Origin of the sequence: Streptomyces sp. NBC_00637 (assembly GCF_045161545.1) — a bacterium.
In the GTDB taxonomy this organism is placed as follows: domain Bacteria; phylum Actinomycetota; class Actinomycetes; order Streptomycetales; family Streptomycetaceae; genus Streptomyces.
Genome location: NZ_CP109046.1, coordinates 8,051,484 through 8,065,052, shown reverse-complemented (window position 1 = coordinate 8,065,052; position 13,569 = coordinate 8,051,484). Strand labels below are relative to the sequence as shown.

Annotated in this window: 9 protein-coding genes; 4 read left to right on the top strand and 5 right to left on the bottom strand. The window is 73.1% G+C overall.

The genetic code is table 11. The features are described 5' to 3' along the window. Positions 1 to 4 precede the first annotated feature (4 nt). A complete protein-coding gene (locus tag OG440_RS35620; RefSeq protein ID WP_406010880.1) occupies positions 5 to 667 on the top strand; it encodes a DUF305 domain-containing protein in 663 nt (220 codons plus the stop codon). Between the two features lie 121 nt (positions 668 to 788). Here the strand turns inward: OG440_RS35620 and OG440_RS35615 are convergent, their stop codons facing one another. Continuing rightward, the gene (locus tag OG440_RS35615; RefSeq protein ID WP_406010879.1) at positions 789 to 1,487 is read right to left on the bottom strand and encodes an SDR family NAD(P)-dependent oxidoreductase; all 699 of its coding nucleotides are present in this window, start codon (positions 1,485 to 1,487) and stop codon (positions 789 to 791) included. Between the two features lie 141 nt (positions 1,488 to 1,628). Between OG440_RS35615 and OG440_RS35610 the strand changes: the two genes are divergently transcribed. Further along, positions 1,629 to 2,501: a helix-turn-helix transcriptional regulator gene (locus OG440_RS35610; RefSeq protein WP_406010878.1), complete on the top strand. Its 873-nt coding sequence runs from the start codon at positions 1,629 to 1,631 to the stop codon at positions 2,499 to 2,501. Between the two features lie 163 nt (positions 2,502 to 2,664). Here OG440_RS35610 and gap read toward each other — a convergent pair whose 3' ends face one another. From gap to OG440_RS35590, 4 genes are all read right to left on the bottom strand, one after another. Then, positions 2,665 to 3,663, bottom strand: a complete 999-nt coding sequence (gap, locus tag OG440_RS35605) for a type I glyceraldehyde-3-phosphate dehydrogenase (protein ID WP_406010877.1) — start codon at positions 3,661 to 3,663, stop codon at positions 2,665 to 2,667. Between the two features lie 107 nt (positions 3,664 to 3,770). Then, positions 3,771 to 4,727 (bottom strand): GlxA family transcriptional regulator, encoded by a 957-nt coding sequence (locus OG440_RS35600; RefSeq protein WP_406010876.1) that lies wholly within the window; start codon positions 4,725 to 4,727, stop codon positions 3,771 to 3,773. A gap of 126 nt (positions 4,728 to 4,853) precedes the next feature. Next, positions 4,854 to 5,156: a protealysin inhibitor emfourin gene (locus OG440_RS35595; RefSeq protein WP_406010875.1), complete on the bottom strand. Its 303-nt coding sequence runs from the start codon at positions 5,154 to 5,156 to the stop codon at positions 4,854 to 4,856. Further along, positions 5,153 to 6,364, bottom strand: a complete 1,212-nt coding sequence (locus tag OG440_RS35590; RefSeq protein ID WP_406010874.1) for a M4 family metallopeptidase — start codon at positions 6,362 to 6,364, stop codon at positions 5,153 to 5,155. Before OG440_RS35590 ends, OG440_RS35595 begins: the two co-directional genes overlap by 4 nt. A 569-nt stretch (positions 6,365 to 6,933) precedes the next feature. Between OG440_RS35590 and OG440_RS35585 the strand changes: the two genes are divergently transcribed. Together OG440_RS35585 and OG440_RS35580 are read left to right on the top strand one after the other, a co-directional pair. Further along, positions 6,934 to 8,115, top strand: coding sequence for a S1 family peptidase (locus OG440_RS35585; RefSeq protein ID WP_406010873.1), 1,182 nt, complete (start codon positions 6,934 to 6,936; stop codon positions 8,113 to 8,115). A gap of 218 nt (positions 8,116 to 8,333) precedes the next feature. Then, positions 8,334 to 13,469, top strand: a complete 5,136-nt coding sequence (locus OG440_RS35580; RefSeq protein WP_406010872.1) for a hypothetical protein — start codon at positions 8,334 to 8,336, stop codon at positions 13,467 to 13,469. Positions 13,470 to 13,569: the final 100 nt, after the last annotated feature.

Here is a 13,569-nt window from a genome sequence, read left to right as displayed (position 1 = left end):
CAGCATGCGCGACACCCGTACCCGTACCCATACCCGGAACCGCCGGGCCGCCCTCGCGGCCGTCTCCGTCACCGCCGTGCTCGTCCTCGTGGCGTGCGGCGGCAACGGCGGCGACACCGGCCACGCGGGCGGTCACCGCACCGCGTCGTCGTCGGCGGGTGCCGACGCCACGGCCGGAGCGCACAACGCCCAGGACGTGTCCTTCGCGCAGGGCATGGTCCCCCACCACCGGCAGGCCCTCGACATGGCGGAACTCGCCGCCGACCGGGCCTCGTCCGCCGAGGTCAGGGACCTCGCCTCGCGCATCGAGAAGGCGCAGGACCCGGAGATCAGGACCCTCAGCGGCTGGCTCACGTCCTGGGGCGAGCCCGTCCCGGCGTCGGACGGTTCCACGGGCTCCATGCCCGGCATGGACCACTCGGCCGGGTCCGGGATGCCCGGCATGATGGACGGCTCGGACATGGACGAACTGGAGAAGGCGTCCGGCGCGGCCTTCGACACCATGTTCCTGACCATGATGACCGCCCACCACGAGGGCGCCGTGGCCATGGCCACCACCGAGCGGAGCAAGGGCAGGTACGGCCCCGCCACGTCCATGGCGGACGACATCATCGCGGCGCAGACGGCCGAGATCGCCGAGATGAACAAGGCCATCGGCAAGCACTGACGAAGGAGAGGAGAGGGCCGCTCTCAGCGGCGGCCCTCTTCCCCCCTTTCGCCCACATCCACGCGGGCGTTCGATGGCTCTCGGGGTGCGGCACGCGCGCGCCGACGGCCGGACGACGGTCTCAGCGCGGGTCGATCGGGCCGGTGCGGTCGATGAAGCGTCCCGAGCCGGCGCCGGGCGCCTCGGTGGCGAGTCGGACGATGGCGTCGGTGCCCTCGGTGACGGACTGGGGGCCGCTGTGGCCGTTGAGATCGGTGGCCGTGTAGCCGGGATCGGCGGCGTTGACGCGGATGTCCTTCAGCCCCTTTGCGTACTGGGTGGTCAGCATGGTGAGGGCGGCTTTGGAGGCGGTGTAGAGAGGGGCGACGACGGAGGACTCGACCCGGGACGGGTCGTGAGTGAACGCGAGCGATCCCAGACCGCTGCTGACGTTGACGACGACCGGGTCGGGCGACCGGCGCAGCAGGGGGAGGAAGGCGGTGGTCGTCCGGATCACGCCGAAGAGGTTGACGTCGAAAACGCTGAGCGCGTCCGCGCCCGTCAGCTCGCCGGGTTCACGGTGCGGGCCGGTCACGCCGGCGTTGTTGATCAGAACGTCGAGCACGCCTTCGTGCGCGGCCACATCGGCCGCCGCGGCGGCGACGGAGGCGTCGTCGGTGACGTCGATACGGACGAACCGCGCGCCCAGGGCCGCCGCGGCCGCGGCGCCCCGCTCCGGGTCACGGGCTCCCAGGATCACGGTGTGACCGAGCTCGATGAGGCGGCGGGCGGTCTCGTGGCCGAGACCCTTGTTGGCTCCGGTGATGAACGTGGTGGTCATGAGTCGATCGTCCCCACCAGGGCGGCGCCGGGCCAGGGACGCTTCGACCGTAGGAACGGGAGTACCAGGATCGCCGCGGTCAAGCCACGACCACGGTCGGTGAGGCGGTGAGGCGGTGAGGCGGTGAGGCAGGATGGGGCCATGGCGACGAACGCGGGAGCTGGGCTGGGCGCGACGATCCGTGCCTGGCGAGAGCGGCTGTCCCCGTCGGCCGTGGGCCTGCCGTCGGGCCGGACGCGGCGCGCGGCCGGGCTGCGTCGCGAGGAACTCGCCGAACGCGCCGGTGTGTCGGTGGACTACGTGGTGCGTCTGGAGCAGGGCCGGGCCACGGCCCCCTCGGCCCAGGTCGTCGCCTCTCTGGCACGCGCCCTGCGACTGACCGTCCCCGAACGCGACCACCTGTACCGCATGGCCGGGCTGGTTCCCCCGCCCGACGACCTGATCCCCGACGGCATTCCGCCGGGCGTGCAGCGCGTGCTGAACCGGCTCGGAGAGGTCGCGGTCGCCGTGTTCGCCGCGGACTGGCAGCTGATCTGGTGGAACCGTGGGTGGGCGGCGCTGCTCGGGGATCCGTCGACCGCACCGCCCGAGCTGCGCAACTTCGCCCGAGAGCGGTTCCCGGTCGGTTCCGACGCCGTGCGCATCGCCCGCTGGCCGGTGGCGGTGATGAACAGCGCCGACTCGGACCTCGCCATCGTGTCCGACCTGCGCCGCGCCACCGGTCGTTTCCCCGACGACTCACGCCTGAGTGGGCTGGTCCGGGAGCTCACCGCGGGCAATCCCACGTTCGCCCGGCTGTGGGCGAGCGGCGCGGTGGGTGCCCACCGCGAGGACCACAAGACGATCGAGCATCCCGAGGTCGGGTCCGTCGAAGTGGACTGCGATGTCCTGACGGACGGCGAATCGGACCTCAAGATCGTCATTTTGAGCGCGGCGCCCGGCAGCGCGCATGACGCCAGGTTGCGTCGCGCGTTGGCCGCCGACACCGGCAGCGCGCCGACGCGCCTGTCCTGAGCCCTCCCGAACGACCTCGGGCACGCCGGACTCCGCTGTTCGCCGCCGGACTCCGCCGGTCACGCGGGGCGGCCCCCGAGGGCCGGGGGACCATGCCGGCGGACCCGCCGACCCGTCGGCGGAGCGATCCGCGGACGGTCGGCGGGTCCGGCAAGGCCCACGGTCAGCGCGCGGCGAGCAGTTCGAGGGTGTCGATCACACGGTGGGAGAAGCCCCACTCGTTGTCGTACCAGGCGACGACCTTGACGTGGCGGCCGTCGACGCGGGTGAGGGCCGAGTCGAAGATCGACGAGGCCGGGTTGCCGGTGATGTCGGACGACACCAGCGCGTCCTCCGAGTACTCCAGGACGCCGGCGAGCGGGCCCTCGGCCGCGGTGCGGTACGCCGCCAGCACGTCCTCCCGCGTCACCTCACGGGCGACGGTCGTGTTGAGCTCGACGATCGAACCCACCGGGACCGGCACCCGGATCGAGTCACCCGACAGCTTGCCCTCGAGGTTCGGCAGCACGAGGCCGATCGCCTTGGCGGCGCCCGTCGTGGTCGGCACGATGTTGACGCCGGCGGCACGGGCCCGGCGCGGGTCGCGGTGCGGACCGTCCTGGAGGTTCTGCTCCTGCGTGTAGGCGTGCACCGTCGTCATGAAGCCGTGCTCGATGCCGGCGAGGTCGTCGAGTACGGCGGCCAGCGGGGCGAGCGCGTTGGTCGTGCACGAGGCGTTCGAGACGATCGTGTGCAGCTCCGGGTCGTAGGCGTCGGTGTTGACGCCGTACGCCAGCGTGACGTCCGCGCCGTCCGAGGGCGCGCTGACCAGGACCTTCCTCGCGCCCGCGTCGAGGTGTGCGCGGGCGGCCTTGGCGGAGGTGAACCGGCCGGTCGCCTCCAGCACGATGTCGACGTCGAGCTCCGCCCACGGCAGCTGCGCCGGTTCGCGCTCGGCGAGCACCTTGATGCGGCGGCCGTCGACGACGAGTACATCGCCGTCGACGGTGACCGGGCGGCCCAGCCGGCCGGACGTCGAGTCGAAGGCCAGCAGCCGCGCGAGGGCGGCGGGCTCCGTGAGGTCGTTGACGGCGACGATCTCGAGGTCGCTGTCGCGCTCGAGGAGTGCGCGCAGCACGTTGCGTCCGATGCGGCCGAATCCGTTGACGGCGATGCGAGTCATGAGTGATGTCCCTTCGGTTCGCCACCAGCCTCGCGTGCGACGCCTCTTCGCGCCCCAGGCGTGAGCGCCATGGTTCGAAAGGATCCCGCCACGCTCGCCACGCCCGGCTACTCGCCCTTGGCGAAGGTGCGCCGGTACTCGCTCGGTGTGGTGCCGAGAATCTGCTGGAAGTGCGTACGGAGGTTCGCCCCCGTGCCGAGTCCGACGTCGCCGGCGATCTGCTCGACGCCGCGCTCCGAGCGTTCGAGCAGCTCACGTGCCATGTCGATACGGGCGCGCATCACCCACTGCATGGGCGTGTACCCCGTGTCCTCGACGAAGCGCCGCGAAAAGGTGCGTTCCGAGACGGCCGCGTGCCGGGCCAGCGCTTCGAGGGTGAGAGGCTCGTCGAGCCGGTGCAGCGCCCACTCACGGGTGGCGGCGAACCGCTCCCCCAGCGGCTCCGGCACGCTGCGCGGCACGTACTGCGCCTGGCCGCCGCTTCGGTAGGGCGCGGCGACCAGCCGTCGGGCCGCGTGGTTCGAGGCGGCCACGCCGAGGTCGCGTCGCAGGATGTGCAGGCACAGGTCGATCCCGGAGGCGGCACCGGCCGAGGTCAGCACAGTGCCCTCGTCGACGAACAGGACGTTCTCGTCGACCTGGACGAGCGGATGCTTCGCCGCCAGTGCGCGGGTGTAGTGCCAGTGGGTCGTGGCGCGTCTGCCGTCGAGCAGGCCCGTGGCCGCGAGCGCGAAGGCCCCCGTGGAGATGGCGGCCAGCCGGGCACCCCGGGCGTGGGCGGCCAGCAGCGCGCCGAGGACCTCCGGCGGCGGGTCGTCGAGGTCCGGAAAGCGGTAGCCGGGAAGAAAGACGACGTCGGCCCACTCGATCGCGTCCAGACCGTGGGCCACGTGATACGACAGCCCGTCGCCGCCGGTCACCAGCCCGGGCGCCGCGCCACACACCCGCACCTCGTAGGGCATGCTCGCGCGGGTCGTGAACACCTGGGCGGGGATGCCGACGTCGAGCGGCTTGGCCCCCTCGAGCACGAGGACGGCGACACGTTGCAGGCGGGAGGACGACACGCGGGACAGGGTACGGGGGGTGCGAACGCGCATGGCGCGTCGACTCCGCCGGGCCGGGCGGCGCCGTCACACACCGGGCTGCCGACGACCGGGCGGCCCGACGCCCCGGCGGCCCGGTGCCACGCGTCACTCCTGCGCGAAATGCTTCTTGAGCCACGTCAGCAAGGCCGCGAACGCGGGGGTCATGGCGGCGTCCGACTGTTCGAGAACCGTCACGCGGTCGCCGTCCCGCACGGTGATCGTGTAGCTCATCGCGTCCCTGGCCCGGCCGTCGTCCTCCTTGCCGGGCGTCGAGACGGCCGCCGCCAGAAGTCGGCCCAGTTCGGCCGCGGCCGTCTCGGGCAGGGCATCCGCGTCCAGCACCTTGGGCGGGCGGCCGAGATGGGCCGCCGCGGCCAGCCCGCCGTAGGTCTCCAGAGTCACCGTCACCTGGTGCCCTTCAGCGCGGCCACTTCCTGGGCCAGCCCCGTGACCTTGTCGTTCAGTGTGCCGATCTGCCTGTTGAGAGCCGCCGCGGCGTCCTCCCGGCGTGCGCCGCCGTTCCCGTTGACCGCGAAGCTCCGTACCCGGGCGACGCCGGTCGGGACGCCGGTGATCGGGACTTCCACCTCCTGCCAGGCCGACAGGACGGCCGACTGCTCGGGGCTGCCGGCGCCGAACAGTTCTCCGGCCTTGTGGAAGGTGGTGCCGGCGAAGTCCTGGAACCCGTCCTCGGCACTGGACGCCTTGAGCGCTTCATACCAGAGGGTTCCGGCGGCCCCGTATGCGAACTCGCCGATCCGCACGGCCGTCAGGTAGAACGCCTTGTTCGGGATGCCGGAGTTGTAGTGCACAGCCCCGAAATCCCCGGGCTTGTTGTCGGGCATGTGGACGAATCTGCTCATGCGGTCGGGCTGGGGGTCCTTCCCGAACTTCGGATTGTCGAAGGCGTGCCCCGGGTTCTTCATCGATCGCAGGGCGTCTCCGGCGATTCCCGGAGTCCACACCTCGGCCCCGATCAGCCAGTCCGCCTCCTCGGCGGTCTGCTTCAGCGACCACTGCTCGACCAGCGACCCGAAGACGTCCGACATCGACTCGTTCAGCGCCCCGGACTGATTGTGGTACTCGAATCCCGCGGTGTGATCGGTCACTCCGTGCGCCATCTCGTGAGAAGCAACCGTCTGGGATTTGGTGAGGTCACCGAGTTCCCTTCCGTCCCCGTCGCCGAAGAGCATCTGCCGTCCGTCCCAGTACGCGTTGTTGACCTGGAAGCCGTAGTGGACGTATGCGTCCAGGCGCATCCCGTGGCCGTCGATCGAATTGCGCTGGAAGACCTCTTTGTAGAAGTCGCGCGTCAGTCCGAGGGCGTCGAACGCCCGGTTGACGGACGGGTCGTCGGCCTCCGGGCCGTCCTCCGGCCTGACCAGGACCGCGTCGGCGAGGAATTCCCTCTGCTCGCAGTCGAAGACGGTGCGCCGACCGTCACCGGGGGCGGCCGCGCCGGAGAAGGACGCCCGGACCGTTCGCTCACCCTGTAGGCGGGCAGTGACCAGCAGGGTGTCCAGGGCGGACTTGCGTACCTCGGTGTTCTCGCTGTCCAGGAGTTTTTCGAGGATGTACGGAGGGACGATGCAGTTGATCGGACGAGTCCTGCTCATGGGACACCTCCCGAGTGAGAGACCGACGGCGGAGCAATCATCGCTTCGACGGCCTGCTCGGCTTTTCTCAGCTGTTATCAGATCACCGTTCATGGCGCGCGACCATCAACACGCGGAAGGTGATTCGACGTTCAACATGGCCGGTCGCAGACAATCCCGCGGGTGTCCGCTGGTGTGGCGGCAGCGGGAGAGGCTTAGGGACCGGCCATCCCCGTTTCCAGCGGCGCGGTCACGCTGATGTCACCAGTCTCCCGCCGTGGGTGGTGACTGGCAAACGCGACGCGAGGGGAGCGAGGACCCTTCTCCTCACGGCGAGAAAGCATCGGAAAAGTCTCGTCGCGCTTCTGTCGCCTGTCGGGCGGCGGGCCGGTCAACTGCGAGACCGCCGCGCGAAGTTGCGATCACGGACCGGCCCGGCACGCACTGCCGATCAAGGGACCGAAACAGGGCTCGCATTGGCCTAGACCTGGCACCCACGCCCGGCTAGGCTCTGCCGCGCCACATCTGAGAGCGCTCTCACCCATCCGCTGTTCCACCCCCACTCACTGGAACGACGAAGGGCAACTCCCATGAGACGCACAAGGTTCAAGCACGTCTGTCTGGCCGCGCTCCTGACGCTCGCCGGGCTCGGCGGCGCGGGTACGGTTCCCGCGGCGGCGAGCGGGGGCGGTGCCGAGGCCTCGTCCTCCCCGTCGGCCGCCGGCGCCGCCCCCGCCTCCGCCGCACTCGTCGACGCCATGCAACGGCAGTTCGGGCTCGACGAGGAGCAGGCGGTCGCCCGGTTGAAGGCCGAGCAGGACGCCACCGCCCTCGAACCGAGGGCGCGCCGCACTGCGGGGACGGCCTACGCGGGCTCCTGGTTCGACGCCGCCGACGGGCGTCTGACGGTGGCCCTCACCTCGGCGAGCTCGCCGGCCACACGCGCGGCGATCCGCGCGGAGGGAGCCGGCGTCCGGATCGTCGAGCACAGCGCACGGGCGCTGGACGCGGCGAAGTCACGCATCGACCGGCTCTCCGCCCCCTCGTCGGTGGGTGGTTGGCACGTCGACGCGGCGGCGAACAGCGTCGTGGTCACGGTCGTCCGCGGCAAGGCATCCGACAACGATGTCCAGCGGTTCCTGACACAGGCCCGAGCCGCCGGGCCCGTCACCGTCGAGACGGTCGCGGCGGCCCCGCGCACCTTCGCGGCGGGAACGGTCGGCGGCGACCCGTACTACACGGGCAACGTCCGCTGTTCGATCGGCTTCTCCGTCTACGGCGGGTTCGTCACCGCCGGTCACTGCGGCCAGGCCGGTGCGGGCGTGCGGGGCTGGGACGGCTCGTACATCGGCAACTTCCAGGGCTCCTCGTTCCCCGACAACGACTACGCCTGGGTCAACGTGGGCAGCGGCTGGTGGACGGTGCCGGTCGTGCTCGGCTGGGGCACGGTCTCCGACCAGCTGGTGCGCGGCTCGGCCGAGGCACCGGTGGGCGCCTCCGTCTGCCGGTCCGGCTCGACGACGCACTGGCACTGCGGCACGGTGCTGGCGAAGAACGAGACCGTCAACTACAGCCAGGGCGCGGTGCACCAGATGACGAAGACCAGCGTGTGCGCCGAAGGCGGCGACTCCGGCGGCTCGTTCATCAGCGGCGACCAGGCCCAGGGCGTCACCTCCGGCGGCTGGGGGAACTGCACCAGCGGCGGCGAGACGTGGTTCCAGCCGGTGAACGAGATCCTCAACCGCTACGGGCTCACCCTCCACACCTACTGACCGCGAAGGGCGGACCGAGGGGCTGCGGGCGTCCGGCGTACGTCGGGTGCGCGTCCGGCTTCCGGGGCCCCTCCCGGTCCGCGCGGCGAGGGAGCGGCCCCCTGTCCGGGGCCGTCTCCCTCGCCCATGGCCGGCGCCCGACGACCGCCAGGCGTACGGCAGTTGAACACTTCGCTCGACGCCTTTGCGGCCGCCGGAGCGTCCCTACGCTGACGCGCGTGCGAGAACAGCGGCAGGCGGGCGACGACCGTCAGGGCAGGGCTCCGGAGCGGTCCCCACGGGCGATCCGGACGGCGGGCCGGAGCAACGGTCCGAACCCCCTGCTGGGGCTTCAGCAGACGGCGGGCAACGCGGCGACCGTCGCCGCCCTGACCGGCGCCGGCCCGTCGACCGCCCGTCGCAGGCCCCCGCTGGTTCCGCCCGCCATCGAGGAGGTCGGCGACGACGCGCTCGAACTCCCGGCGTATCTGCGGGACATGGAGGCGGCGGGACTGTCCACGGCGTACGGGCTCACCGGCCACGAGTTCGTCACCACCACGCTGTCCGATGCCGTCGGCCGGCGTGACGGTGTGGTCGCCGAGATCGCCGCGGAGCTCGCCGGGCGGCCCGAGTCCTTCTTCGGGCGTGGCCGGGCCTTCGCCGTCACCGGGGTGCGGGGGACGGACCGTTACGACGTCACGGTGAGCGTCTCGCCCGCCGACGACGACCGTCCCGGCGTCTTCTCCACCGAGGGGACGGACAGCGAGGGCGCGGCGACCAAGATCGACGTGCAGCACCACACGGCCGCCACCGTCGCGCAGAGTGCGAGCGGTTCCGCCTCGAAGGGCGTGGCCTTCACCGGGTTCGGGCTGGCCCCGGTCGCACCCGGTGTCTGGGTCGGCGGGGCGGCCACCGTCAACGCCCAGCCCTTCCAGTCGTCACGGGACTCCCGCACCCAGCGAACCACGGCGGAGCCACGGGTCCTGCGCAGCGACAAGGGGTCGGTCGAGGTGGCACGCCGGGTCCGCTACCACGTACGGATCATGAAGGACGGCGAGCGTTCGGCCCGTCACGCGGGTGGGTCCGGCGGCCTGACGATGCGGGTGCCGGTGGAGCATCTGGTGCCGGTGACGGCCGGGCCGGTCCCCCGTCCGCGACCGGTGGCTCCCGAGACCGCCCGGGCCGTGTCGCTCGCGGATTCCATGGCCCCGCTGGCCGTCTCGGATCAGGCCGCGCCGCACCAGGGCGGCGGCGGGCTCTTCGACGCCGTCGCCTCCGCGCTGCATCCGTCCCTGACCTGGCCCGGTGCGCCCGGCCGGGCCCGGCTGTACGAGGCCACCGCGACCGCGACCGTGCTGGAGGACCTGCCCCGGCTGTTGCGGGACGGAATCGTCGGCGAGGACCTGACCAGCAGGGACGGCACCACCACGGGCACCTACCGGATGCGGGCCGCGATCACCGGGCTGGCCCCCGGGTGGAGCACCGGCAAGACGCAGCTGCGCACGCATCAGCAGTCCCAGCACGCGGTGACGGACACCGCGGGCAAGGGCCGCGGCGGCGCTCTGGGCGTCGGTCCGGCGGCGGGGTTCGGTGTCCTCGGCAACGCGGCAGCCGTTCGCGGCACGGTCATGCCCGTCGCCGGGGCGCGCAAGGCGCGGTTCAGCGTGGCCGAGCAGACGGTGTCCAGCCGGCAGGGGGCGGAGGTGCGCGGCGAGAAGGTGCTGTATCTGGGCACCGTGCTGTTCACCGTCGAGGGCACCGGCCCGACCTCGCCCCTGACCAGGGCGCGGGGCGGCGGCCGTACCGCGCACCACACGATGCGGGTCTGGGTCTCGCTGCGGGCCGACGAGGCGCAGGAACTGGGGCTGCCGCTGCCCGAGGGCGTGACGGCCGGCGAGCTCGTGACCCGTCCGGGACGCGCCGGGACGGACGCCGGGCAAAAGGGGAAGGGGAAGGCCGCGGCGACCGCGCGGGACCTGGCGGAGGGCGACGAGCGGGCGGGCGAGGACGGCGCCGCCGAACGCGACACGCGGCACCTGCCGTTCGGCGCGATGGGCTCCAGCGTGGCGATCAGCCGGCTGGACACCGCGCCGATGATGCGGGCAGTGACACGGCTGTTCGCCACCGACGCCCGGCTCGCCGGGTATCTTCCCGCCTTCGGCGAGGAGGAGCAGCCGCGTGATCTCGGCCCGGAGGAGGCGGAGGTCCAGCGGCGCAACTACCGCGAGCTGGTGACCGTACTGTCGGAGACCAACCTGAGGGTCAACAAGGACCAGTTGCTGTCGTCCGGGATCCGGGTGCGGCTGCGCCGCAAGTCCCGTTTCCACGCGCACGACGTGCAGCTGAGGGTGACCGGGGCGCTGCGGGAGACCGGCCATCTGGGTGAGACCAAGGACTGGCTCGTCCGCAGTCACGCGGGCGTGACGAGCAACCTCCAGAGCGGGCGGGCGAGTTCGCGTACGGTCGGCGGTATGGCGCTCGGCCAGTTCCGGCTGGTGCCCGGCGCCCTGACCCTGTCGGCGCGTGCCGAGAAGGGCCGTACGACGACCCGGCGCGGGCTGGCCGGGCCGACCCTGCGCACCGACGTCCTCACCAACGGCTCCGAGGACGCGAGCGTGTTCGGCGGGGCGTTGAGTCTGAACGTCGACGTCACCATGACGTCCCGGCAGCGCAAGGCGGCCCGCGCGCTGACCCCCGGTGCACCGGGCCGGGACGCGCCCGCCGCCGAACGGGTCGGGACGCTGCCCCTCGACGCGCAGGACGTGCGTCTGCTCACCCCGACCGCGTTCACCCTGGACGGCGATGCCAAGCGGCACCTGGACGAGGCGACCGATGCCCGCAGGGCGGGTCACCGCGACACGCGCGCCGAGTTCGCGGCGGCGGGCATCGGTGACCTGGCCGGCCTGGCGTCGCGGCAGCTGGGCGGCCGGCGGGGCGTGCGGGACTGGACGCTCGTGGAGACCGTGGGTGACGGGCAGCCGGTGCGGGACCTGGCGTTCGAGCTGCTGGCGCGGGCCGCCGCCCGCAACAGGGCGGCGCGGGAGGACCGCGCGCTGGAGACGGAGGGTCTCGCGCCGCGGCTCGCGATCGAGGACCGGTTCAGCCCGCAGGCGGTCACGGCGGCGCTGCGGCAGGCCGTCTCGGCCGGCTGGGTGGTGCAGAACCTGCGGCACGCGCGGCGGCTGGCCGGGCTGACCGGAGCGGTCGGCACGCGGTTCGCGCTGACCGGTGGGCGGGTCGTCCATCAGGGCACGGGGGCGGGCACCGAGACCTTCGTGCTGGGCGGGCATCAGGTCACCGGGCAGGAGGGCACGAGTCACCACGTCTCGGTGCAGGGCGGTCTGACCGGCGCGGAGAACGATGCGCAGTGGCGTCTCGCCGAAGGGGTGGCGGCCGGCCGGAACCTGGGCAGCGGCGACACGACGGCGTCCACGCTCGTCGGCACCGTGGAACGCAACGCCCACACCTCCCGCAAGAGCCCGCTCTATCTCGTGCAGTGCGATCTGGTGGTGCGGATGGTCGCCGAGGTCGCGGTGACGGGCGGTGGCCCCTACGTGGCACGCGGGGGCCGTACGGTGCCGGGGGCGGTGGCGGTGTGGCTGACGGAGCGTCAACTGAGGGCGGCGGGGCTGAAGGTACCGGGCGAACAGGGGCGCGAGGACACGGCCCCGGGTCCGGGCACGACGTCGGCGGGCACGTCGGGAGAGTCCGGGACGTCCGGCACCTCCTCACGGCCCGCGGGGACGACACAGGCCGGCAAGGAGGCGGCGGCGGCCTCGGCTTCCGGCGGGCCTCCGAGGAGCGCGCCGCTGGTGCCCCCGGCCCCGGTTCCCGGCCTGGCCGAGTCGCTTCCCCTCGGCTTCGGCATGATCGAGGACCTGCCCGACTTCGTGCCGCTGCTGGAGGCGGTCCGGGGGCGCCTCGGAGCCTCCCTGGCCGACGAGCTGCTGCCGCGGACCCGGCTGGCGGACCGCAACGACAACGTGCAGCGGCTGCTGCGGGTGCTCGACCGGGACGGCTCGGCGGGCCTGCTGTCGAGCGCGATGGACGGCGGGGTGGGCGTCGAACTGCTCGACGGGCGCAAACGGCCCTACCGGGCGCTGTTCCGCGTCCGCAGGACCGGGCGGGGCAGCTATGTCGAGTCCGCGTCCGACGGCCGGGACATGGAGTACATCACCTCCGCCGCCGCCCAGCGGGCCACCGCGCACGACGAGAGCGACAGCCGGGGAGTCGAGGCGGTCCTGGCCGGTTCGGGGAAGCCCGACGGGGGCGGGGGCCCGTTGAAGAGCGTCGGCGCGGCCGCGGGACTCGGTCTCGGCGCGAGCGACTCGCGCCGCTCCGTGGGCATCGGGCGTGCGCAACTGGGCGTGAAGACCGTCGCCGAGGCGACGTCCGCTCCCTCGGCCCGGATGAACGTGCCGATCGAGGCGACCCTGGAGGTGTTCTCCGGCAACCGCCGGGTGGCCCTCGCGCCGTTGAGGAACCTGAGCCTGACCCACCGGATGCCGGCGGCGGATCTGCGTGCGCTGTCACACCTGGCCCCGGTGCCGCCCCGACAGGTCGGCGCGCATGCGATGGCCGCGGAGGACGCGGGCGCCGACCGGCTCGGCCCCTGGCGCGACCTGGGGGTCCGGCTGCCGATGGAGGCCCAGGTCAACGGGTTTCGGGGGACGCCCAGGGTGCGGCAGGCGGTCGACGACGCGGTCCGGCGGGCGGGCGGCGGCGCACGGTTCCGCACCGGTGGCGAGGCGGCCTACCACCTGCTGCGCGAGGCCGTCTCCACGGAGTGGCTGATCGCGGCGCTGCCGCTGCTGACAGCCGCGGGTGTCGACCTTCCGCCGGTGCACGCGAGCGGGGCGTCGGGCCAGGACCTGCGCGCCTCGCTGCACGCCCGGCTGCGCGCCGGCCGGGTGCTGGGCGTGGGCGACAAGATGACCTTCGAGACGGTCGCGCAGAGCGGACTGGACGCGCCGCGCCCGGCGGCCACGGACGGCCAGCAGGCGAACGAACACGGCCGGTCGGCGCGCGGCCTGCTCGGCGCGGGGGTGCTGAACGCCGACGAGTTCCGGATGAACCAGCTCCTCGGCACCGTGGACGGCTCCGGCGGCGCCGCCGCGACCGCCACCGGCGCCGCCGGGTCGATACCGCTGCACAAGCCCAAGGCCGAGTCGGTGCTGGTGCAGTTCACGCTGGACGTGCGTGCGGTGGCGAAGGTGAGCGACCGGGTCCGCCCGGGCCGCCGCGCGACGGCCGTGCAGGAGGTCACCCTGCCGGAGCCGGTGGTCGTCCGGATGCCCGCGCCGGCGGTGCGGCGCATGCTGGCCGACGCGGCGAACGCGGGGCTCCTGCGGGACCCGGGAGGCCATCTGGCCTGAGCCACCGGCCGCGGTGGCGCCGTCCCGCCGGATCGGGCGTCGCCGCCGGCGTGGACGACGAGCCTGCCGCGTCCCGCGAGCGCGGCCGGTCCCCCGCCTC

Bases quoted from the DNA above. Each gene is read 5' to 3' on its own strand.
- OG440_RS35610 (WP_406010878.1), top strand. From the start codon at position 1,629: ATGGCGACGAACGCGGGAGCTGGGCTGGGCGCGACGATCCGTGCCTGG.
- OG440_RS35590 (WP_406010874.1), bottom strand. From the start codon at position 6,364: ATGAGCAGGACTCGTCCGATCAACTGCATCGTCCCTCCGTACATCCTC.
- OG440_RS35615 (WP_406010879.1), bottom strand. From the start codon at position 1,487: ATGACCACCACGTTCATCACCGGAGCCAACAAGGGTCTCGGCCACGAG.
- OG440_RS35585 (WP_406010873.1), top strand. From the start codon at position 6,934: ATGAGACGCACAAGGTTCAAGCACGTCTGTCTGGCCGCGCTCCTGACG.
- OG440_RS35620 (WP_406010880.1), top strand. From the start codon at position 5: ATGCGCGACACCCGTACCCGTACCCATACCCGGAACCGCCGGGCCGCC.
- gap (WP_406010877.1), bottom strand. From the start codon at position 3,663: ATGACTCGCATCGCCGTCAACGGATTCGGCCGCATCGGACGCAACGTG.